Consider the following 21771-nt stretch of genomic DNA (forward strand, 5'->3'; position numbering starts at 1 on the left):
CGGGTAATGGGTGAATGGCTCAATCGCGCGAGAGGGCTTCGATGGGGTTGAGCCGTGCGGCACTGCGGGCGGGCAGGTAGCCGAACACGATGCCGATCAGCGAGGCACAGGCCACCGCCGCCATCATGGAGTTGGCCGAGAACGCGAGTGTGAAATCGCTGCTGAAGCGGGCAAACAGCGCGCCAAAGCCCAGCGCGATGCCGATGCCGATGATGCCGCCCAGCAGGCAGACCAGCACGGCTTCGATCAGGAACTGCTGCTGGATGTCGCTCTGGCGCGCGCCCACGGCCATGCGCACGCCGATCTCGCCGGTGCGCTCCGTCACCGACACCAGCATGATGTTCATCACGCCAATGCCGCCCACCAGCAGCGAGATGATGGCGATGGACGAAATCAGCAGCGTCATCGTGCGGGTGGTGCTCTCGATGGTCTGGCGGATGGTGTCCGAGTTCATCAGAAAAAAGTCCTGCCGTCCGTGCCGCTGGGTCAGAAGCTGGGTGATGCCGTTCTCTGCCGCGCTGTTGGAGGCACTGTCGCTGACGCGCACGGTGATGCTGCTGACGTAGTTCTGGCCAGAGATGCGGCTCATCACCGTGGTGTAGGGCACATAGATGGTGACGGAGTCGCGGTTCGGGCCGAACGCCACTTCCTGCGCTTGCAGCACACCGATGATCTGCACCGGCACGCTGCCCAGGAACACCACTTGCCCGATGGGATTGGTGCTGCTCTCGCCAAAGAAGGTCTTGCGGGCGTTTTCGTCGATCACCGCCACCTGCCTGCGCTCCTGCACCGCTGCGCGGTCGAACAGCGCGCCCGAGGCCAGGCCCATGCCCTTGACCTGGAAGAACTGCTCGCCCACGCCCTGAATGCTGCCGCTGGCTTCGGTGTTGCCGTAGCGGATCGTGGCGTTGCTGTTCACGCTGGGGGTGACGCTGTCCACATAGCTTTGCTGGGCGAGTGCGTCGGCATCGCTGGCCACCAGCGTGCGGATGCGGTTGGCGGTGCGGTCGCCAAAGCCGGTGCCGGGGCGGATGTCGATGGTGTTGGTGCCGATGCTGCTGATGTTCTTCAGCACCTGCTGGCGCGAACCCTCGCCCAGCGCGACCACAGACACCACCGAGGCAATGCCGATGATGATGCCGAGCATGGTCAGGAAGGTGCGCAGCTTGTGCGCGTTCATGGCCAGCAGGGCCATGTGGAAGGCTTCGGAGAACCGCCCCAGGAACGCGCCCAGCCCTTCGTTGGTGGCCTGGTGGGCAATCGTTTTCTGTTTGCCAGTGGCGATCTGGCTGGACGTGGCATCGGGGGCCACAGCCTTGCGCCGGTCATCGACGATCTGGCCATCGTGCAGCTCGATGATGCGGTCGGCATGTTCCGCCACCTTCATGTCGTGCGTGACCAGAATCACGGTATGGCCTTCGGCGTGCAACTCGCCCAGAATCTTCATCACTTCGGCCCCGGAGGCCGAGTCCAGTGCGCCGGTGGGTTCGTCGGCCAGAATCACCTGCCCGCCGTTCATCAGCGCACGCGCAATCGAGACACGCTGCTGCTGCCCGCCCGAGAGCTTGCCGGGCGTGTGGCCCATGCGCTCACCCAGGCCCAGGCGTTGCAGCAACTGCGCGGAACGCGCGTTGCGCTGGGCTTCCTGCCGGCCCGCATAGATGGCGGGCACTTCCACGTTGCCTTGCGCCGTCAGATCCGACAGCAGGTGGTAACGCTGGAAGATGAAGCCGAAGTATTCGCGGCGCAACCGCGCCAGTTCGTCTGCTTCCAGATGGCCGGTCTCGCTGCCTGCCACCTGGTAGCTGCCCCGCGTGGGCTTGTCCAGACAGCCGAGAATGTTCATCAGCGTCGATTTGCCCGAACCGGACTGGCCGACGATGGCCACCATCTCCCCGGCATGAATGCTCAGGTTGATGTCCTTGAGTACGGCAATGGTGTCATCGCCTGCCGGGAACTCGCGCCAGAGGTTGCGCACTTGCAGCAAAGGGGCTGCACCGGTGCGGGTGGGGGAGGTGTTGTGACCCTGCATGGCATCACAACCTCAGTCCACCGTGACTGCCCGGCCCGCCCGGTGTGCGTCGGTTCGAGCCTGGAGGGCCGCCGGGATTGCCGGACGCATTGCCACTGGCCGCTGCATCGGCCACCACCACACGATCGCCCTCGCTCAGTCCTTCGGTCACTTCAGCGGTGATATTGTTGTTCAGGCCCACCGAAACGCGCCGGGGTTCGGGCTGGCCTTCGGCATTGAGCACGCGCACCATGTACTGTCCGTCAGGGCCGCGCCGTCCAAGGGCCGCCGCCGGAATGGTCAGCACCCCCTGGGCATGGTCGCGCACGATGTACACCTGTGCCGTCATGGAAATACGCAGCTTGCCATCCGGGTTGGGCACGTCGAACAGGCCGTTGTAGTACACCGCGCTGGTGGTGCTGGCACTGCTGCTGGAGCTGGTCGTGGTGCTGGAGATGGATTCGGGCGCGGGTTCGATGGTGCGCAGGCTGGCTTCGTAGCGGCGATCCGGCTCGCCCAGAATCGTGAAGAACACCGGCAGGCCGGGTGTGACCTTGGTCACGTCCGCTTCCGAAATCTGCGCCTTGATGGTCATGGTGTCCAGTTGCGCCAGGATGATGATGGTCGGGGCCGACTGGTTGGCGTTCACCGTCTGGCCTTCCTTGGTGACAATGGCCACCACCTGCCCATCCATCGGCGCGGTGATGCGGGTATAGCCCAGATTCAGTCGTGCAGTGTCGGCACTGATCTCGGCCTGGGCAATCTGCGCTTTCTGCGATTCGATGTTCGCCAGAGCCACCTTGTAGCTTGCCTCGGCAGCCTCGTATTCGGCGCGGGAGCTGGCATCGGCAGCGCGCAACTGCTTCTGGCGTTCAAAGGCCAGCTTGGCCTGGGCCAGACTGGCCTGCTGCGAGCGCAACTGCGCCCGGTTGGTGGTCAGGGCAGCTTCGGCATTGCGCAGGGCATTCTGCTGGGTGAGCGAATCGATCTCGGCAATCAGATCGCCCGCCTTCACGTTCTGCCCCAGCTCCACGGCCAGGTGCTTGACCTGCCCGGACACCTGTGCGCCCACCGCCACCTGCTGGGATGCCTCCAGCGTACCGCTGGCCAGCACCGTGTTCTCGATGTCGCCCCGTACCACGGGAGCCGATGCGTAATTCACGATGGGTTCGGGCTTGAGCCAGTAGGTGTACGCGGCATAGCCCGCGCCAACCAGCACCAGCAGCAACAGGACATAGAAAAGGCGTTTTCGGTTTTTTTTCTGCATGGAAATCAGTGGGCAAGAGGGCCGGGGGAACCGTTGGAAAAGAGCAGGCACTTTGGTGAATCTCAGGAAGCGATTGTTCCCGCATTTCATGAAGCCTCATGAAAACCCTGTAAAGCCTGTGTAAAAAACACCCGGCGGGCTGGCATACCAGCATCCGGGCCTGTGACAAAAATCAAGGCCAACACCGCTGTTTGGTGCAATTGCCTTGGGATCGTGCGGATTTTGGTTTACATTTCTTGATATTTGTTGTCGATTGCAATTGCCGCAGGAGGCTCGGCTGTTATGCGTACAGAAACTTTTCAGAAAGTCTTGGAAGACTTGAACGGCTCCACTGCCGACATTGAGGCTTCGGCCCTTATCTCCGTCGATGGCCTGATGATCGCCTCGGCATTGCCCAAGAACATGGACGAAGACCGCATTGGTGCCATGTCGGCGGCATTGCTGTCCCTGGGCGAGCGTGCCACCCGGGAGTTGGGGCGTGGCAGTCTGGAGCGGGTGCTGGTACAGGGCAAGGATGGCTACATCATCATGACTGCCGCTGGCACAGAGGCCGTACTGACCGTCACCGCCAAGACCAATGCCAAGCTGGGACTGCTGTTCCTGGACATCAAGCGGGCGGCCCAGTCGCTCTCCAAGCTGGTCTGATGGGACTGCCTGCCGCTACAAGAAAGGCATTGCATGCGTTTACTGGACATGACCGCACCCGCTTCGGGTTCCTACCGCGAAAAACGGCAAACCTACTACGATGGCACCAGTCGGCAGATTTACTGGACCGAGCATGAGGTGCCATTTCCAGAGGGCCGCCTGATCGTCTCGCGCACCGACCGCGACGGCATCATTACCCACGCCAACGATGCCTTTGTGGAAATGAGTGCCTATACCCAGGAAGAATTGCTGGGTGCACCGCATTACATCCTGCGCCATCCTGAAATGCCCGCCATTGCGTTCCAGGGCCTGTGGGACGATTGCCATGCCCGCAAGAAATGGCATGGCTACGTCAAGAACCTGCGCAAGGACGGTGCCTACTACTGGGTTTATGCCACGGTGGTTCCCAACATACGGCACGGGATAGTGGAAGGCTATACTTCCGTGCGCCGCAAGCCCTCCCGTACCAAAATCAACGAACTGATCCCTGTGTACCAGAAGTTGCTGGATGAAGAGCGTGTCCGCCAAGGACAATAGCCCCGGCCTACACAGCAGGAGCGAAGCCATGACCAAGCCCTTGAATTTCCTGATCGCAGCCGACTTCCCGCCCGCCAATTATGCGGGCTGGCATCTGCTCAACACCCTGGTGCAACGCCGCTCCGGCCTGCGCCTGCGCCTGCTGATGCCCGGTGATCTCAAAGAGCAACGCCAGATGCTCGAAACCGAGAACATCGACATCGTCTATGCCAACCCCTTCGATGCGGCGCAGCTCGTGCGCGAAAATGGCTATATTGCCTTTGCCAAGCCTGCCAGCAGTTCCGACGAAGTGGTGATCGCCGCCAAGGCCGATGCCACCTACAACGTCGTCGAGGATCTGCCTCCCGGCTGCCAGATTGCCCTGACCTCGAATGGCGATGTCAAACTCATCAGCCTGCGCCTGCTCGAGCCTGCCGACCTGTCGGAAGACAATATCGAGTTGGTATCGGTCGAGAGCTATCAGGGCGTGGCGCGCCTGCTCATCAAGGGCGAGGCCCAGGCTGGATTGTTCCTGGCCCATGCCTACCACTCCATGTCGAAGCTGGCGAAAAGCCAATTGAAGATCCGGGTCGAGAGCATGCTGCACGACATCTCCCACGTCTTCCTGGCCAATCCCATCTATGCCCAGGAACTGGCGCAGTTGCGCAGCGTGCTGCTGGACATTGGCAGCCAAAGCAGCGACAGCGATGTGCTGGATGCACTGGGAATGCCCAGCGGCTTTGTTGCCATGGAGCAGGAAGATGCCGAATTCATGATCGACCTGATGGAAACACTGGTCAATTGAAATACTGCGGGGCAAGGGCCATGCCTGATCTGGCCTTTTCCTCCACCGTGAACGCTGGCATGGCTGCCAGTAGCTGAAAGTTCTGTATGGTCAATTCATTGATGCCCGAATCCGTGCAATGGGCTGCCCGCCAGCAGTTTAGACGCTGTTCGCGTCAATTGCTGGCCCAGCCAACAGACCCCGGTACCCATTTGAAGCGACTGGCAGCCAGTCTCGGAATGCGGGGAACAGAACCTTTGCAAGGGGCACTGGCTGATTTTTTCCATGCAGTGCCGCCTACGGCTGCCTTGCTGGCGCAGCCGGTATTTGCTCAGGTTTGGCCACGCCTGCCGCCCCATGTGGCGCAATCGTTCCGACAACTGGCACAGCAGGCGCAGGCCATGCAGCACCTGCATCCGCTGGCCACCCGCTGGAGCATCCTGACCACAGTCTCTGCGGAGTTGCCCGCCCGGGCACGCCGCGCCAGCAGCGACGATGCCAAGCGCATGGCGCAGGAACTGGTTCACGCGCTCCAGCAGGGAGCTGACGATGCCCAGGACATCGAAGCCAATTTTCTGTCCCATTGCAGTGCCTGCCATGACAAACTGGCGTTCATGCTGGCGCGCCGCGAACTTCTGCGGCATGGAGTGTTCTCGGAGTTGCCTGCTTCATGGCTGGCAGTCGCTGAAAAGCTCGAAAACCTGCACGAACCCGGCTTGCGTGCCTGATACGACAGACACCTCCTGTATCCTGTACGCACTTCAAAAACGCAGTTGTGAATGTCCCACCTATGAACTCACCCTCCTCTGCCAGCTCTTCGGTTGCCGATCAGTGGATATCTCTCACCCCGTTGGGAGCGTTGTCGGTTTTTTCTGCGGCCGAACCCGATGCCTCGCAGCAGGCACTGCAAACCCTGCTGCGCGCTGATCGCTCCCTCACCGTGGCGCAGTGGCTGGGCGAGCAGGCCGGCGGCTCCCCCGAATTGCTGGAGCAGGCCCAGCAGCAGCATTGGGTGCAATTGCTGGCGCGCCCCATTGAGGCCCCGGATACCCGACTGGCCGATTTCATCCAGCATGTCATCGCGCCGCTGTCGGCCGAGCGCAAGGCCGTACTGGCTTCCGAAAGTGGTTTCAATCTGGGGCAGATCGGTGTCTCGGAGGAGGAGGCCGAAACCCTCAGCGCAGCGGCTGCCGACTATGCCGATTTTGCGGGTCGCCAGGCCCAGCGAGGCTTTGCGGTGGCAGGACGCTATGTCTCCTTCTTCAACGACCCACTGATGCTCATTCCCGAATGGTCGTTCGTGCCATTCTGGGTCGATGGCAATGGATACTGGCTGGTGCTGGGGCAGGAGCCATTGCTTAACAACCAGGCATTCGTCGAACTGGTATGGGGCGTGTGCATTGCCGCCCACCGCTTTGTCGTGCCCGCCAGCGAATAAACCCTGCGGGATTTGGAAAGAGATTGAAGTCCGCCGGTACGCCGGATTCTGTGCATGGCCGTTGCCGACCATGTGACTGCCATTAATCTGGGCCGCTGGTCACCCGAGCGGCTCAATGCTACCTACCCGCATACTCCCCGGAGCCAGATCACCGTATGCCTTCTTGGTATTGCTGCGCGTAGAGATTGCCCGTTTCACCCGCCATGCCCGTGGGCACGGCGACTCGTCTCTGTTGCTCTGATCCTCACCTCGCGGTGGGCAGGTGTTACCTGCTACGCTGCCCTGTGCAGTCCGGACGTTCCTCCAGTGCGGTGTTTCCACGCTTGCACCAGCGACAGTCTGGCGAACTTCAAGCCTGCCATTATCGCTGTTTTGGAGACTGCCTGCGGCCTAAGAACCTGTTCTCAATCCCCAGGTTCTGCCGCTGCCACCGTTGCGGTGTGGCCTGATGCCCCGAACAGCCTGCGCAGCCGCTGCCAGGCGGCCCGCAGAAACCGGAACATCACCCAGGTCAGTAACCACATGCCCAGCACCACCATCACCAGCAGAATGCCAAACGCCAGCGGGTGCACCAGTGCCAGCCAGATTGCGCCCACGGTGGCACCGTCTTCCACCAGACTGGCCCCGACATTCGAGAGCGGCTCCGGCGAGGTATTGATGGCTGCGCGGGCGGTGGTCTTGGCCACCTGACTGGTGGCGGCCAGTGTGCCCCCCATCAGGGCGGCAACCAGGGCCATCGAGGCATGGTCTGCACCGAACACCGAAGCGGCCAGCGCGGCTCCGGCGGGCACCCGAATCACGCTTTGCAGCAAATCCCATACCGAATCCAGGCCGGGAATCTTGTCGGCAAAAAATTCGGCAAACAGCAGGATGCCGCTGAAGAACAACACCACCGGGCTTTGCAGCACCGACAATGCGCCGGGCAGAGTGACCCACTCCAGATACCCGATCAGCCCGACGATGAAAACCACGGCATACAGCCGCAAACCACTGGCCCAGCCGAGCGCAGCCGCCAGGGCGATCAGGCTGGTCATGTCCATCGTGCCCAGCGTGGCACTGACCTGCTCGCCCAGTTGGCGCGCTGAATCGCCTGCCAGCGCAGATTCCGCCAGATGCCAGCCTTCTGTCACACGTTCAGCCAGCCCACGCTCCACCTCCTGTGCTGCCAGTGCAGGAGAGGGTAAAGTGAAAAGAGTATTTGCCGCCATGCCGGGTATTGTGGGCCAGATTGCCGCGAAAGCAAAAGCCCAAGTTCGAACCGCCAAGGAAATGCGTCATGCTGGGACTGGAGAGGTGGGCGCAGACCTTCCTTGGATCATGAACACGTTCTTAAGTAGCCCAGGTATCGATTGCCACATGGCAGAATGCCAGTTTTCAGAATCAACAAAGCAAGGTGTGCGGCATGACGGAGTTCGTATTCAAGGGCAAGGAATTTGTTCACAACCACCACTTGAGTATTCCGCATCGGCCATTGGTTCCTGATGCCAGCAAATCCATACTGCCACTGGAGACGGACGGACAGGCCCCGCCCGCGCGGCTGGATGGCAACCTCATCATCCACGGTGACAACCTGCACGCACTCAAAAGTCTGTTGCCGCTGTATGGCGGCAAGGTGGACTGCATTTTCATTGACCCACCGTACAACACTGGCAATGAAGGCTGGGCCTATAACGACAACGTCAATAGCCCGATGCTGCAAGCCTGGCTGAAAGAAAACCCCGTGGGTATAGAAGACGGGCTGCGGCACGACAAGTGGTGCGCCATGATGTGGCCACGCTTCAAGCTGCTGCATGAGCTGTTGGCCGAAACCGGCAGCTTCTGGATGACGCTGGATGACAACGAAGTGCATCGGGCGCGGGGGATGCTGGATGAAATTTTTGGGGAGCAGAATTTTGTTGCCTGCTGCATTTGGCACAAAATGGATAGTCCGAAAAATACAGCTGAATTTTTCAGTGTCGATCATGACTATTTATTGGTGTATGCAAAAAATCTCAAATCATGGGAGATGAATCTTCTACCGCGTTCGAGTGGAATGCTTGCACGCTATAAAAATCCAGACTCTGACCCCCGAGGACCTTGGTTGCTCAGTGATTTAGCTGCACGAAATTTTTATGCACAAGGTCAATACTCAATAAAAACAAAATCAGGAAGTGTTATTGATGGTCCACCTGCTGGAAGCTATTGGCGAGTAAGTGAGAGTAAGTTTTATGAGCTTGATGCAGATAATAGGATTTGGTGGGGAGAAGGTGGTGGTAATAGACCGGGAATTAAAAGATTTTTATCAGAAGTGAAGGATGGTGTTGTTGCTCAAACAATTTGGAATTGGGAAGATGTTGGTAGTACAAGAAATGCTAAGCAATATCTATCAGAAATTCTTGGTGCAGCTACAGGGCAAGAGCTTTTCATAACGCCAAAACCAATTGAATTGGTTCAGCGGGTAATTGATCTTGCTACCAACGAAAACTCCATCATCCTCGACAGCTTCGCCGGTTCCGCCACCACTGCCCATGCTGTGCTGGCGGCCAATGTCAAGGATGGTGGCAACCGCCAGTTCATTCTGGTGGAGTGCGAGAACTATGCGGATACGCTGACCGCCGAGCGGGTGCGCCGTGCCATCCACGGCTATGCTTTCAAGGGCAACCAGCGCGAGGAATTGCTGCGCCAGCCGCTGACGTTCACCGACTTGAAAAAGGCCCATGAATCCGGCGGCGTGCTGGACCAGATTGCCGGCATTGAAAACCTGGAAAAATACCGCTTCGACAAGATCGAAAAGAAACTCAAAGATGGTGTGCTGACCGTGGAAGGGGTCAAGGCCGTGCAAGAAAAAGTGGATGGGCTGGGCGGCAGCTTCACCTTCTGTACACTGGGCCAGCCCATCGAAATGGAAAAACTGCTGAGCGGCAAGGATTTGCCCTCGTTCCCTGCATTGGGTGCGCTGCTGTTTCACACGGCCACCAGTGAGGTGCTGGAGGTCGCACAGATTCAAACACCCGATGCCAATGGTTTGGCCAAGTTGGGCGAGTCGTCTGCCTGGCATGTTTGGCTGATTTATCGACCGGAGCTGGCTTTTTTGAATGCGCCTGAATCGGCCTTTACGCTGGACAAGGCCAAGGCGATTGCCGCCACCACGGCTGACAAGGCCGATGGTAAAAGGCATTTGGTATTTGCCCCGGCACGATTTGTGTCGCAAAAGGTGCTCAGAGATGCTGGCCTGTCGATGGTGGAGTATTCGCCACTGCCTTGGGCACTGTATCGGGCAGAAAGGAGCTGATGGCATGGCATTGCGTGAGCTGGACTATCAGCAGAAGGTATTGAAGCGGCTGGATGAATATCTGCAAGTGCTGGCGCATCAAAAGGCTTCGACCGAAGCTGTTGTGGCTGCATTGCAGTTGGCAGCCAGGCAAACCCATAACCCCGCACTGTTGCAACATGCGCCTGACTTTGCATCCTTGACGTGGAATGAGTTGCGGGCAGCGGGCAAATTGCCCGCATCTCGCATGCAGGTGGACTATTCGCCCCGCACGGATGGCACAGGACAAACGGTGCCGAATGTCGTGTTCAAAGTGCCTACCGGTGGCGGCAAGACGTTTCTGGCCGTGGCGGCACTGCCGCGCATTTTCAATCAATGGCTGGGCCGCAATACCGGCTTTGTGCTGTGGGTGGTGCCCAACGAGGCCATTTACACACAGACGTTGCGGCAGTTGCGTGACCGTCAGCACCCGTTCCGTCAGATGCTGGATGTGATGAGCGGCAACCGCGTGCAGATCATGGAGAAAGACACGCCGCTGAGTGCGACGGATGTGGACAGCAAGTTGTGCATCATGCTGCTGATGCTGCAAGCCTCCAACCGCCAGAACCAGAGCACGTTGAAGATGTTTCGTGACCGTGGCGATGTGCACGGTTTTGCACCGCCGGAAGGCGACCAGCAGGCACATGCGCGGGCGTTGGCAGCAACGCCCAATTTGAACGTGTATGACATGGCAGATGGGGCCTATCACTGGCCCGTGGTGAAAGATTCGCTGGGCAATGCTCTGCGCACCATTCGCCCGGTCGTGGTCGTGGATGAAGGGCAAAAAGCCACTTCGGAGCTGGCCTACAGTACCCTGTATGGCTTCAATCCGTGCTTTGTGCTGGAGCTGACGGCCACACCGAAGGATGTGGCGGCCAGAGGAGGGAGGAACCCTTTGGTGGCGCGTCCGGCCAATGTGCTGGTGGAGGTGTACGGCAAAGACCTGGATAACGCAGGCATGATAAAAATGCCAATGAATGTGACCCCGTTATCGGGCACAGACTGGCGGGACACGCTGGCGGCGGCCCTCGAAAAACTCCACACGCTGGCGCAACAGGCAGTGTCATTGCAATCCAATACCGGACGCTATATCCGTCCTATTTTGTTGGTACAGGTGGAGCGCACCGGTGCGGAACAGCGCGATGGCCAACATATTCACGCATTGGATGCCAAAGAGTGGCTCATGAACGTGGGCGGGCTGGAGGAGGCGGAAATTGCCATCAAAACCGCAGAAACCAATGATTTGAAGGAGCCAGAGAACCAGAACCTGCTTTCGCCATTGAACCGGGTGCGGGCCATCATTACCAAGCAGGCATTGCAGGAGGGCTGGGACTGTCCGTTTGCCTATGTACTGTGCGCACTGGCTGCCAGCCAGAACATGAGTGCCATGACCCAGCTTATTGGTCGAATTCTGCGTCAGCCACATACCGAAAAAACCGGTATTGCCGCGCTGGATGAAAGCTATGTGTTTACGCACCACGCCAAGTCTGGCGAAGTGGCCGAGGCCATCAAGAAGCAGCTTGAGCAGGACGGCATGGGAGATTTGGTGCAGGAGATTCGTCTGCCCGACAGCGGAGGTGGCAACAGCGGGGATGGTGGGCGCAACGTCAGACTGATTCCGCGTCGGTCGGCCTTTGCCCATACCGAAATCTACCTGCCTATGGTGCTGCATGTGGCAGATGATGGCGTGCGCGAACTGGACTACGAAAACGACATTCTGCTGGCACTGGACTGGCGCGGGCTGGATGTTGCCACGCTGGTGCAGGAAATACCAGACAACCTGCAAGTGGCCGAGCAGCAAATGCAGCGCATTGTCTTGACGGACGATGTAGAAAAGCCTGTAGTGGCTGAACTCGTGGGGGCAGTGGCCGAAAGCACGGCATTTGACACGGTGCATGCGGTGCGCATGATCTCGGACATCATGGCGCACCCGTGGTGGGCTTTCGTGCTGGTGGAGGAGTTTGTCAATGGATTGCGCCAATGCGGTTTTTCTGACGAGAAATTAGGACGAAGCGCGGGGATTCTTATTGCGAGATTGCGCCAATGGCTGGCAAAACAGCGCAATGGCATGGCCGAAAACCTGTTCAAGGAAAAGGTCAGAAGGGGGGGTATTCAGTTCCGGCTGCGCACAGATCGACACAACTGGAAAATGCCGCTTGCAGAGGTGACTTTCGAGCCGAAAGGGGCGGCCCAGCTTGCCAACGACAATGGGGTTCCGGTGGAGAAAAGTCTTTTTTCACCGCTTTATGTGAATGAATTCAATCGGGAAGAAAGTCAGGTTGCAGTTTATCTGGATGGCGAAAAAGCCCTGCAATGGTGGCATCGCAACGCTGCACGCTCACACTATGCCATTCAGGGGTGACGCAACGAGCGTATCTACCCAGACTTTGTGTTTGCAGTACAGAATTCAAACGATGCCCATTCACCATTGCATCGCCTGGTGGTACTGGAAATGAAAGGCGACCATTTGGCTGGTAGCGACGATACACAGTACAAAGCCGAGGTGTTGCAGTTCTTGACAGAGCATTACTTGACTCATGCGACTGAAAGTGTCGGCACGCTGGAACTGGTGGATCACAACCAGACTGTGGTGCAATGTGAACTGGTACTGATGAGTGACTGGCAAATACGATTGCCGGGTTTTTTCCAGTGGCGGTTGCTATCATGGAAAATCAACAAATCAAAAACACCATGGATGGTGGCTGTCAAATTCAATGACAAGTTTCGACCCAAAGCGGTAGTTCAATGGGAGTCAAGACACGGCTTCTTGGAAGACTTTCCAAAGATGAAAAGCAAATGACGGCAGAACCAACGGAAAACTAACTACAAAATCCTAGTCGATTCACTTTAACCGCTATGGAGGATCAGAACTTTTCTTTCTGACGTCTAAATACTTGTAAATGGTGGATTGGTGAATTTGGAGTGCGACCGTAATTTCCTTGATCGATCTTCCATGAGAGTACATCTCCTGGGCTTTTTTAATCGTTTCGTCCGTTATGGCTGGACGTCCGACAGGCTTGGCGGGGAGAGGTTTTATTGCCTTTTTGGATGTTTTCTTTGCCTGTGATTTTTTCTGCAATTCTTCCCATCCTTCTTTTGGAAGGATTCTTTCCAAATCTGCCACTCTTTCGATAACTCGACGAACACCTAGAGATAAGTTTCCGTCTCCGATGACTAGCAGCTCCGCATGCTGTTCTGCCGTTAGACGTATGTTTCTTTTGCGCATAGCTGGTTCGTCGTATGGTGCGACTCGGCGTGGTGCTTTCGGCTTTTCAGCATCCATGTGAGACTTTCTTTTTATTCCGATATTTTCGTGGGACGCTATCAAGGGAAGAATACAGGCATGGCGACCTCACCGGGTTGCAACCATGGGTGGTTAGGCGGAAGCCTAGAGCCTGATTCTGCCTTTGAAAGGAATAGTCATGTGGAAAGCTGTTGTAGTTCTTTTGCGAAATCCGCGCCGTCTGTTGCATGCTATTCGGAGCTATCCGATGGAGTGCAGTTTTATTATGTGGTTTGTCTTAGTTGTTATGCTGATTTGGCGCTTGCCTTTGCAGTCATAGTTCACATGCCACCGGAGTCCCTTCTCAGATTGGCCGATTACGGAAGTAGAAGCATCCTGCAGGCCACCAGACTGTTCCAACTGAACTTTGACAAAATTTTGTCATACTGCGGAATGAAAAGCACTGAAAAAAACATACCAACAAGGCTTGTTTTTTGCGCAAAACCAGCAGGCAAAGAAAAAGCCAAATCAACCGCAATGGATTGATTTGGCTTTGTTTTTTGGTGCCGGTTGTCGGATTCGAACTGACGACCTACCGCTTACAAGGCGGGTGCTCTACCAACTGAGCTAAACCGGCGAAGCGGAAATTATAGCGGGTTTTTCCAGGTTTTTTGAGATTGTCTGGATTTTTCAATCCGTTATGCTGCTTTCTGGGGGTGTTGGCTCTGGTGCATCAGCGGCGTTTGTTCGGGCGACGCTGGTATTTCTGCTGGCGTTCCTGCTGGTATTCTTCCTTGCGCAGTTGGCGTTCGGCATCGAGTTTTTCGCCGGTGAGCAGCCAGTTCTCGAATTCTTCGGGGGTTTCCAGGGTGATGCGGCCCAGGGTGGCACTGCGAAAGTCCTGCAATACCAGTTCGGCGGCTTTCTGGGTGTTGATGCGGCCGCCGGGCAGCAGGGCACCGCGCTTGCGGCCAATGGCTTGCAGCAGTTCGTGGTCGGGCAGGGTTTGGAGGGCATCGGCCTCGTCGGTGATGGCGTAGCGGTGGTGCAGTTCCGGGCGGTAGTGTTGTTGCAGGTAGGCCAGCAGTTCCAGGGCGACGAGTTCGTCGTCGAAGGCGTTGCGGCCTATGGAGCCAGCGGCGGCCAGGTTGTAGCCGCTTTGTGCGACGATGATGCGCGGCCACAGCACGCCGGGGGTGTCGAACAGGTAGAAGCCGTCTTGCAGGGTGTAGCGTTGTTCGGTGCGGGTCACGCCGGGTTCGTTGGCGGCCTTGGCGGCGCGTTTGCCCACCATGGTGTTGATGAGGGTGGATTTGCCGACGTTGGGGATGCCGCAGATGAGCACGCGCATGGGCTTGTCCATGCTGCCGCGCGTGGGGCGCAGTGCCAGGCAGGCGTCGATGAGGGCGCGGGCCGGGGCGGTGTGGTGGCTGTCGAGGGCGATGGCGCGGGTATTGTCTTTCTGCTCGTACCATTGTTGCCAGGCGCGGGTGCGTTCAGGGTCGGCCAGGTCGCTTTTGTTGAGTACCTTGAGGCTGGGTTTTTGCTGGAGCAGTTCACGCAGCATGGGGTTGGCACTGGAGCCGGGCAGGCGGGCATCCACCATTTCGATCACGACATCCACGCTTTTGGCGCGTTCGGCCAGGGCGTTGCGCGTGAGGTGCATGTGGCCGGGGAACCATTGAATGGCCATGGGGGTGTTTTCTCCTGTGGGTGCGAAGGGGGTGGCGGGCGCAAATGCAGCCAATCTGGCGCGAAACATGCCCTGAAAACCGGTTGTGTCACGTTGGCGCGGCGCAATGGCCGGTGTGGGCATGGCATTATCGGTTTTTTGATTGCGAGATTGTCATGTGTTCTGACACTGTTTCTGCCGATGGGCAGGTTCATTGCGCTGTGGTTGCGCCCATGCCGACGATTTTGTCGGCCAGTATCATTGTGGTGCGCGCTGGTGCGCACCCGCAGGCTGGGCTGGAGGTGCTGTTGATGGAGCGGGGCCAGCAGACGCGCAATTTTGGCGGCACGCTGGTGTTTCCGGGTGGCAAGGTGGATGAGGGCGATGCCGAGATGGTGGTGGCGCAGGATTTGCCGTTGGCTTCGGCCACGCTGGAGTCGCTGGGTTTGTTGCCCCATCAGGTGCGCAGTGTGTACGGTGCGGCCTTGCGCGAGACGGTGGAGGAGGTGGGCTTGCTCTGGCATGGTCTGGGCGGGTGGCCGATGGCGGTGGATGCACCGGACGAATCCGGGCAACGCCTGCGTCTGGCCTTGCAGCAGGGGCAGTCGTGGCAGGCGGCTTGCCAGCATCTGCAATTGCGCCCCAGCGTGCAGGGTTTGCTGCCGTGGTCGCGTTGGGTCACACCCACCCAGCCGAACATGAGTGCCAAGCGGTACGACACGGTATTTTTTCTGGCATCGGCTCCGCAGGCACAGCAGGCGGTGGCCGATGGCGCAGAGGCGGCGCGTCTGGTCTGGGATACGCCGCTGAATTTTCTGCGCAGTTTCGAGCAGCAGGATATTCTGCTGGCCCCGCCCCAGATCATGACGCTGGCGCATCTGGCGCGGTTCGATTCGGCTGACGCGCTGTGGCTCCATGCCCGCCAGCATGTGCCCTACAGTGTCGCGCCGGTGACGCACGAGGAAGCGGGCTGCCGCATGGTGTGCTTTCCGGGCGACGCACAGCATGCCATTCGCACGGCTGCGATGCCGGGGCCGACGCGCCTGCTGATGCGCAACCAGCGGTTCACGCCACCGGGTGGGTGGGCGACATTGTGGGAGTAGGGTGCGCCGTTTCAGCGGAGTTGAGCCAGCCCAGCAGTCCCTGGGTGGTGGCATCCAGTCCGTGCAGTGTGCCGCTTTCCATGCGGTGCAGGATGTCCTTGGCCAGGGTCTTGCCCAGTTCCACGCCCCATTGGTCAAAGCTGTTGATGCCCCAGAGTACGCCAGCCACATAGGTGCGGTGTTCGTACAGGGCGATCAATGCGCCGACGCAATGCGGGTCGAGGCGGTCGAGCATCATCAGGGTGCTGGGGCGGTTGCCGGGGCAATGGGTGTGTGGCGGCCCGTCGTGTTTGCCCTCGGTGAGGGCGCGGGCTTGCGCCAGGGCGTTGGCCAGCAGGGCGCGATGCTGGTGGGGCAGCCAGTGCCCGGCTTCGCGCAGTACGATGAATTCCACCGGCACGGTTTCCGATCCCTGGTGGATGAGCTGGAAGTAGGCGTGCTGGCCGTTGGTGCCTGCCTCGCCCCAGACGATGGGGGCGGTGGCGGCAGTCAGGGGCGTGCCGTGCAGGTCGCAGCCCTTGCCGTTGCTTTCCATCTCCAGTTGTTGCAGGTAGGCGGGCAGGCGGCGCAGTGCGTGGCTGTAGGGGGCAATGCAGCGGCTGGCGAAGCCGTGGAAGTTGCGGTACCACACATCCAGCAGGGCCAGGCGCACGGGCAGGTTCTGTGCCAGCGGGGCATGGCGGAAGTGCTGGTCCATGGCGTGCGCTCCGGCCAGCAGTTGCCGGAAGCCATCGGCTCCGATGGCAATCGCAATCGAGAGGCCGATGCTGGACCAGAGCGAGAAACGTCCGCCCACCCAGTCCTCGAAGGGAAACAGGGTCTGGATGCCGAAGCGGCTGGCGGCATCGGGGTTGCAGGTGAGGCCGACAAAGTGCTGCTGCACCCGTTGCTGCAAGGCGGCAGGCAGGCTGGCGATGTCGTCCGGCTCCTGCTCCACGCCATGTGCTTTCAGCAGCCAGGCGCGGGCCGAGCGGGCATTGGCAATGGTTTCGGCGGTGCCGAAGGACTTGGAGGCGACCAGGAACAGGGTGCGATCGGGGTTGAGCCGTGCCAGCCGCGAGCCAAGGTCTGCGCCATCCATGTTGGAGACGAAATGCAGGCGTTTGTCACTGCGGGTGAAGGCTTCCAGTGCGGCCACGACCACGGCCGGCCCCAGGTCGGAGCCACCGATGCCGATGTTCACGATGTCGGTGATGCGTTCGTCCTGCCGCACCTGTTCGGCAAAGTCGAGAAAGGCCTGCTGTTGCCGGTGCATGGCCTGCCATGCGTCGCCATCGGGGCCGGTGTCGGCCGCAGAGGCCGAGGGCGGGGTGCGCAGCAGCACATGCCAGGCGGCGCGCTGCTCGGTGGTATTGAGTTGCGCACCGGCGAACATGGCTTCGATGGCCTCTGGAATCTGGCATTCCTGCGCCAGTTGCAGCAGCAAGGTTTCGGTGGTTTCGTCCAGCAGGTTGCGCGAGAAGTCCACGCCAATGTGCGGGGCCTGCACGGCCATGCGCGCAAAACGCCCGCTGTCCTGCGCAATCGCCTGCCGCACATTGCAGTGTTTGCCGTGTTGGATGAAGTGTTCCTGCAACTGTGCCCACACAGGGGTTTGGTCACAGCGGGGGTGTGCGGGCGGCGGGGTGTTCCTGTACGGCATGGGGCGAGAGCGGGAGAGGCGGGGGCAGATGGCGTGGCGCAGTGGGTAGTATCACGCCATCGGGAGGTCAGGAGGCTTGCGCCTGGAGCAGTTGTTCCAGCCGCACGGCATCGGCGGCGAAGGCGCGGATGCCTTCGGCCAGTTTCTCGGTGGCCATGGCGTTGTCGTTGAGGGCGTAGCGGAAGCGCGCTTCGTCGAAGTGCACCGGCTCCAGTGGCAGGGACTGGGCCTGTGCGGCATCCAGCGCGAGGGGCACACTGCCCTCGGTCTGCGCGAGTTGCTGCAACAGATCGGGGCTGATGGTCAGCAGGTCGCAACCGGCCAGCGCGAGAATCTGTCCGACATTGCGGAAGCTCGCGCCCATGACTTCGGTGCGAACGCCGAAGTGCTTGAAGTGATCGAAGATGGCCTTCACCGACTGCACGCCGGGGTCGTTGCTGCCGCTGCTCGCGGCTTCGTCCCACTGCGCCCCGGCCTGTTTCCTGTACCAGTCGTAGATGCGCCCGACGAACGGGGAGATCAGTTGCACCCGCGCATCGGCACAGGCGACGGCCTGCGGGAAGGAGAACAGCAGGGTCAGGTTGGTGCTGATGCCGCGCTGCTCCAGTTCACGGGCGGCCTGGATGCCTTCCCAGGTGGCAGCGATCTTGATGAGCACGCGGCGCGTGTCCACGCCCGCAGCCTGGTACAGTTCGATGAGTTGCTCGGCGCGGGTGAGCGTGGCATTGGTGTCGAAGCTCAGGCGGGCATCGACTTCGCTGGAGACGCGCCCCGGCACGGTGTGCAGGATTTCCTGCCCGAATCGCACGATCAGCCGGTCGGCCAGCGCGTCCAGTGGTTTGCCGGGGTTTTGCTGCACCACCTCGCGCAGCAGGGCGGCGTATTCGGGACGCTGCACGGCCTTGAGAATCAGCGAGGGGTTGGTGGTGGCATCCTGTGGCTGCAAGGCCCGAAGCTGGTGGAAGTCGCCGGTGTCGGCCACCACGGTGGTGTGTTGTTTCAGTCCGTCTAACTGGTTCATGGTGTGCGGGGCTGGGGCAGGCCAGCGTTGAATAAAACCAGTGAGCGAGTGTAACGGCTTCTGGAGCGGCCACGGGCCAGCCAGATGGACTCGATCGTGAGCGATCAGGTGATTTGCAGCGAACCCTTGGCGGCCATCAGCAGGTCGATCACATCCGGGGCGGTGATGATCTGGTAGCCGGGCACCATGTCGGATGCCTGCATGCCGTTGTGGATCATGCAGGAGCCGCAGATGGCGATCTGGCCACCCAGTTCCAGAAACGCCTGGAGCAGATCGGCCACCGGCTCGAAGGGCTTGCCGATGTCCATGCCCTCGGTGGCCTGGGGCTTGCCCAGCTCCACGGCTTCGACCATCAGGATGATCGTGGCGGTATGGCCTTTCTTCAGCGCATTGACGGCCATCGTGAAGGCCACGGTGACTTTGTTGGGGTTGCTCTTGCCATCGAAAATGGTGGCGACGAAGTCGGTGGTTTGCATGGTGTGCTTTCGTTTCAGGAGAGAGGAGGGGTGGCCTCGCGCAACTGGCAGGCCAGCCAGAAGGCTTCCCGACAGTGGGAGGCGAAGCCGATGCGCCGTGGCCGGATATTGCCCACGCATTCCAGCACTTCCCAGGTGATGGCCGTATCGGAGCAGGCGGCCTGGGGCTGTGGAGCATCGGCAGTGCTGGCGGCTTGCTCTTCCTCAATGGTGCAGCGCAGCACCGTGCCATCGGGGAAGCGAAAGACGGTCAGGGTTTCCTGCCAGCTTCCCCAGGCATCGTGTTGGCAATCGGTGGGCGTGGTTTGCCGGACGATGCCGGAATGGCCCTGGCGGATGGCGTGTACATAGTGGGCCAGAGGCTGCATGGGAGTAGCAAAAGGAGATGTCGATTCGATGGCGGGTTATTCTGCGTCGGCAGAAAACTCCTCGAATGCGGCAATCGCATTGGCGGCATACATGACGGAAGGGCCACCGCCCATGTACACGGCCACGCCCAGCATTTCCTCGAATTCGGCGCGGGTCACGCCCAGCTTGACCAGTGCCTTGGTGTGAAAGCCGATGCAGCCGTCGCAGCGGGCGGCAATGCCAATGCCCAGGGCGATCAGTTCCTTGGTCTTGTGATCCAGCGCGCCACTGGAGTTGGCGGCTTTGTTCATGGCTCCGAAAGCCTGCATGACATCGGGGATGCCGCCACCGAGTTTTTTCATGTTGGTGGCGATTTCGGCGGTGAGGGCCTTGTAGGACGAGGTGCTCATGGTGTATTCCTTTTGTTTTGCTGAAATGAGAAATAGGCAGATACGAAGGGGTGTGGCTTCAGCGGGACTGCGAGGTTGTCTGGCCCCGTAGAAGCCAACCTGCCGTGGCGTAGCCAATGACCGTGGTACCGATGGCTCCCAGCCCGAATACCATGGCGATCAGGAACCAGTCGGCTGGGCCACCTGCATCCGTGAAGCCGGAGGAAGAAACCTTGGCCATCAGCACCAGGGCCAGCACGCCACCGGCCAGGCCCAGCAACTGGCAGCGCACCAGCCGCGTGGCCACCAGTTTGCCTTCGCGCCACAGCAGGGCTGCAAAGGCCAGCGTTCCGCCGACGACCAGCAGCACCAGCAATGCCAGCAGCGGTGTGCCCAGCATTTCCTGGAAGACGGCCAGCAGGATCAGGGGATCGAGTTCTTTCATGGTCGGTTCTCCTGCGGGGTCAGGCCTTGCCGCGCAACATGCTGATGTAGGTGGGTTTGAGGGCCATCGTCTTCATGACCCAGCTCACCCACAGCTCTTCCAGCGGTGCAATCACACCGGGGAAGGAGGGGGTGAGGTTGTTCTGGTAGTCAAATTCCACCAGCATGGCCTGCCCCAGCCGGGTGATGAGCGGGCAGGATGTGTAGCCGGTGTAGAGGGCATCCGTGCTGCGTCCGGTGATGTCGGTCAGCAGGTGTTCGATGGCCACGGGTACCTGCCATTTGACGCTGGCGGCTGTCTTGCCCTTGGGAACCCCGGCAATGTCGCCCACGCCGAACACGTTCGGGTAGCGCGTGTGGCGCAGTGTGCCTTTGTCCACCTCCATCCAGCCTTCGGACACCCACGGGCCGCTCTGCCAGGGCAGTGGGCTGTTGAAGATGACATCGGGGGCCTTCATCGGAGGGATGACGTTGATGAAGTCGTAGCCCAGTTCGGTGCTGCCTTGCGGTGTCTGGAACGTGGCGATGCGCCGGTCGATGTCGATGGCTTTGAGCTGGCGGTCGTGGTGCATGGCCACGCCCCGCTCCTGAAACAGCATCCGCACTTTTTCGGAAACGATGGGAACGCTGAACAGTGCCTTGTTATTGGAGTTGTAGATGATTTGCGACTTGCCGCGCGTGCCTCGGCGTGCGAGCGTGTCTTCCACAATGAACGTGTATTTCAGCGGGGCACCGGCACACTTCATCTCGGTGTTGGGGCGCAGGAACACGCCCACACCACCCTGGTCGGCGAAGGCCGACATCTGTTGCCATGTGGCAAAGGCCGCTTGCGGGCTGTGGTAAATGCTGCCCAGGCCATGCGTGCCGATGCGCGATGTGTCCATGCCATCAATGGCCGCGTAGTCCAGCATCATGCCAGTGGCCACGAACAGAAAGTCATAGGGGAAGGTCTTGCCGCTGTCGGTCACGACCCGGTTGCCATCGGGGTCGATTTCGGCCACGCGCTCTGCTACCAGTTCCACACCGGCTGGAACGTACTCTGCGGTGCGCGATACCGGGTAGTCCTGGGGCTTGATGCCCGCAGCCACCAGGGTGAAGCCGGGCTGGTAGTAGTGCGCGGCACGCGCATCGATCAGGGTGATGCGTGCACCATCGAGGCGGGCACGCAACCGCGAGGCCGCTGTCAGACCTGCCGCTCCCGCTCCGGCAATGACGATGCGGGCCTGGGATTGCACCGGTGCGGGAGCCGCTGCCTGCGTCGTCGTGCCAGACCCCAGCAATGCACCACCCAGCCCGGCCAGTGCGCTCATCCGAATGAAATCGCGCCGCGCCGGGGTGGGTGGGCCATGCCACTTTTTCGGGAATGTCATTTTTGTCTCCTTGCCACTTCTGCTGGAAAAGCTGTTTTCCTGCATGGGCCGTCTGGGATGTATTTGCGGCCTGTGGCAGGATGGCTCTGTTTGATATTAAGTATAAACTAATTTAGTTATCTCTAATTAATAA

23 protein-coding genes, 1 tRNA gene and 1 other RNA gene are annotated in these 21771 nt (G+C 59.8%); 11 read left to right on the forward strand and 14 right to left on the reverse strand.

Features of this window, described 5'->3' with window-relative positions:
* Positions 1-19: 19 nt before the first annotated feature.
* Both BUE21_RS02435 and BUE21_RS02440 read right to left on the reverse strand, forming a co-directional pair.
* On the reverse strand, positions 20-2032 hold the full coding sequence (locus tag BUE21_RS02435; RefSeq protein WP_073354323.1) for a MacB family efflux pump subunit: 2013 nt from the start codon (positions 2030-2032) through the stop codon (positions 20-22).
* A gap of 4 nt (positions 2033-2036) precedes the next feature.
* Positions 2037-3278 (reverse strand): efflux RND transporter periplasmic adaptor subunit, encoded by a 1242-nt coding sequence (locus BUE21_RS02440; protein WP_073354325.1) that lies wholly within the window; start codon positions 3276-3278, stop codon positions 2037-2039.
* 282 nt (positions 3279-3560) lie between these two features.
* Here BUE21_RS02440 and BUE21_RS02445 point away from each other — a divergent pair, with 282 nt between their 5' ends.
* The 5 genes from BUE21_RS02445 to BUE21_RS02465 all read left to right on the forward strand — a co-directional run bounded on the left by BUE21_RS02445 (position 3561) and on the right by BUE21_RS02465 (position 6661).
* A complete protein-coding gene (locus BUE21_RS02445; protein ID WP_073354328.1) occupies positions 3561-3923 on the forward strand; it encodes a roadblock/LC7 domain-containing protein in 363 nt (120 codons plus the stop codon).
* A gap of 33 nt (positions 3924-3956) precedes the next feature.
* Positions 3957-4460: a PAS domain-containing protein gene (locus BUE21_RS02450; protein ID WP_073354330.1), complete on the forward strand. Its 504-nt coding sequence runs from the start codon at positions 3957-3959 to the stop codon at positions 4458-4460.
* A 28-nt stretch (positions 4461-4488) separates the two neighbouring features.
* Positions 4489-5244, forward strand: a complete 756-nt coding sequence (locus BUE21_RS02455; protein ID WP_073354473.1) for a PhnD/SsuA/transferrin family substrate-binding protein — start codon at positions 4489-4491, stop codon at positions 5242-5244.
* Positions 5245-5513: 269 nt separating this feature from the next.
* Positions 5514-5951 (forward strand): hypothetical protein, encoded by a 438-nt coding sequence (locus BUE21_RS02460; RefSeq protein ID WP_159435790.1) that lies wholly within the window; start codon positions 5514-5516, stop codon positions 5949-5951.
* 62 nt (positions 5952-6013) lie between these two features.
* Positions 6014-6661 carry a hypothetical protein gene (locus tag BUE21_RS02465; RefSeq protein WP_073354335.1) on the forward strand — a complete coding sequence of 216 codons (648 nt, stop codon included), beginning with the start codon at positions 6014-6016 and terminating at the stop codon, positions 6659-6661.
* Positions 6662-6682: 21 nt separating this feature from the next.
* Here the strand turns inward: BUE21_RS02465 and rnpB are convergent.
* Positions 6683-7012, reverse strand: an RNA gene (rnpB, locus tag BUE21_RS02470) — RNase P RNA component class A.
* Between the two features lie 53 nt (positions 7013-7065).
* Complete coding sequence (locus tag BUE21_RS02475) at positions 7066-7701, reverse strand: DUF4126 domain-containing protein (RefSeq protein WP_327068174.1); 636 nt, start codon at positions 7699-7701, stop codon at positions 7066-7068.
* 145 nt (positions 7702-7846) lie between these two features.
* Here BUE21_RS02475 and BUE21_RS14330 point away from each other — a divergent pair, with 145 nt between their 5' ends.
* The 4 genes from BUE21_RS14330 (at position 7847) to BUE21_RS14780 (ending at position 12750) form a co-directional block, all read left to right on the forward strand.
* Positions 7847-8143, forward strand: a complete 297-nt coding sequence (locus BUE21_RS14330) for a hypothetical protein (RefSeq protein ID WP_143164383.1) — start codon at positions 7847-7849, stop codon at positions 8141-8143.
* Positions 8064-9932 carry a site-specific DNA-methyltransferase gene (locus BUE21_RS02480; RefSeq protein ID WP_073354340.1) on the forward strand — a complete coding sequence of 623 codons (1869 nt, stop codon included), beginning with the start codon at positions 8064-8066 and terminating at the stop codon, positions 9930-9932. Before BUE21_RS14330 ends, BUE21_RS02480 begins: the two co-directional genes overlap by 80 nt.
* A gap of 4 nt (positions 9933-9936) precedes the next feature.
* Positions 9937-12312, forward strand: a complete 2376-nt coding sequence (locus tag BUE21_RS02485; RefSeq protein ID WP_073354343.1) for a DEAD/DEAH box helicase — start codon at positions 9937-9939, stop codon at positions 12310-12312.
* A gap of 90 nt (positions 12313-12402) precedes the next feature.
* The gene (locus BUE21_RS14780) at positions 12403-12750 is read left to right on the forward strand and encodes a hypothetical protein (RefSeq protein WP_073354346.1); all 348 of its coding nucleotides are present in this window, start codon (positions 12403-12405) and stop codon (positions 12748-12750) included.
* A 54-nt stretch (positions 12751-12804) separates the two neighbouring features.
* Here BUE21_RS14780 and BUE21_RS14335 read toward each other — a convergent pair whose 3' ends face one another.
* Positions 12805-13233 (reverse strand): terminase gpP N-terminus-related DNA-binding protein, encoded by a 429-nt coding sequence (locus BUE21_RS14335; protein ID WP_143164384.1) that lies wholly within the window; start codon positions 13231-13233, stop codon positions 12805-12807.
* Between the two features lie 60 nt (positions 13234-13293).
* Between BUE21_RS14335 and BUE21_RS14340 the strand changes: the two genes are divergently transcribed.
* Positions 13294-13719 carry a hypothetical protein gene (locus BUE21_RS14340; RefSeq protein ID WP_143164385.1) on the forward strand — a complete coding sequence of 142 codons (426 nt, stop codon included), beginning with the start codon at positions 13294-13296 and terminating at the stop codon, positions 13717-13719.
* A 15-nt stretch (positions 13720-13734) separates the two neighbouring features.
* Here the strand turns inward: BUE21_RS14340 and BUE21_RS02495 are convergent.
* Positions 13735-13810, reverse strand: a tRNA-Thr gene (locus tag BUE21_RS02495).
* A gap of 96 nt (positions 13811-13906) precedes the next feature.
* Positions 13907-14866 (reverse strand): ribosome biogenesis GTPase YlqF, encoded by a 960-nt coding sequence (gene ylqF / locus BUE21_RS02500; protein WP_073354475.1) that lies wholly within the window; start codon positions 14864-14866, stop codon positions 13907-13909.
* Positions 14867-15078: 212 nt separating this feature from the next.
* Between ylqF and BUE21_RS02505 the strand changes: the two genes are divergently transcribed.
* Positions 15079-15948, forward strand: coding sequence for an NUDIX hydrolase (locus BUE21_RS02505; protein ID WP_073354348.1), 870 nt, complete (start codon positions 15079-15081; stop codon positions 15946-15948).
* Here BUE21_RS02505 and pgi read toward each other — a convergent pair.
* From pgi to BUE21_RS02540, 7 genes are all read right to left on the reverse strand, one after another.
* Complete coding sequence (pgi, locus tag BUE21_RS02510; RefSeq protein WP_073354351.1) at positions 15911-17590, reverse strand: glucose-6-phosphate isomerase; 1680 nt, start codon at positions 17588-17590, stop codon at positions 15911-15913. The two genes, BUE21_RS02505 and pgi, sit on opposite strands and share 38 nt — an antisense overlap.
* A 67-nt stretch (positions 17591-17657) precedes the next feature.
* The gene (gene tal, locus BUE21_RS02515) at positions 17658-18611 is read right to left on the reverse strand and encodes a transaldolase (protein WP_073354354.1); all 954 of its coding nucleotides are present in this window, start codon (positions 18609-18611) and stop codon (positions 17658-17660) included.
* A gap of 104 nt (positions 18612-18715) precedes the next feature.
* Positions 18716-19087, reverse strand: a complete 372-nt coding sequence (locus BUE21_RS02520; protein WP_073354355.1) for a DsrE family protein — start codon at positions 19085-19087, stop codon at positions 18716-18718.
* 14 nt (positions 19088-19101) lie between these two features.
* On the reverse strand, positions 19102-19455 hold the full coding sequence (locus BUE21_RS02525) for a hypothetical protein (protein WP_073354357.1): 354 nt from the start codon (positions 19453-19455) through the stop codon (positions 19102-19104).
* A gap of 36 nt (positions 19456-19491) precedes the next feature.
* On the reverse strand, positions 19492-19845 hold the full coding sequence (locus BUE21_RS02530; RefSeq protein WP_073354360.1) for a carboxymuconolactone decarboxylase family protein: 354 nt from the start codon (positions 19843-19845) through the stop codon (positions 19492-19494).
* Between the two features lie 58 nt (positions 19846-19903).
* Positions 19904-20269: a DUF5368 domain-containing protein gene (locus BUE21_RS02535; protein ID WP_073354363.1), complete on the reverse strand. Its 366-nt coding sequence runs from the start codon at positions 20267-20269 to the stop codon at positions 19904-19906.
* Between the two features lie 19 nt (positions 20270-20288).
* A complete protein-coding gene (locus BUE21_RS02540) occupies positions 20289-21638 on the reverse strand; it encodes an NAD(P)/FAD-dependent oxidoreductase (RefSeq protein ID WP_073354366.1) in 1350 nt (449 codons plus the stop codon).
* Positions 21639-21771 lie beyond the last annotated feature (133 nt).

Source organism: Lampropedia hyalina DSM 16112 (assembly GCF_900129055.1).
GTDB lineage: Bacteria > Pseudomonadota > Gammaproteobacteria > Burkholderiales > Burkholderiaceae_C > Lampropedia > Lampropedia hyalina.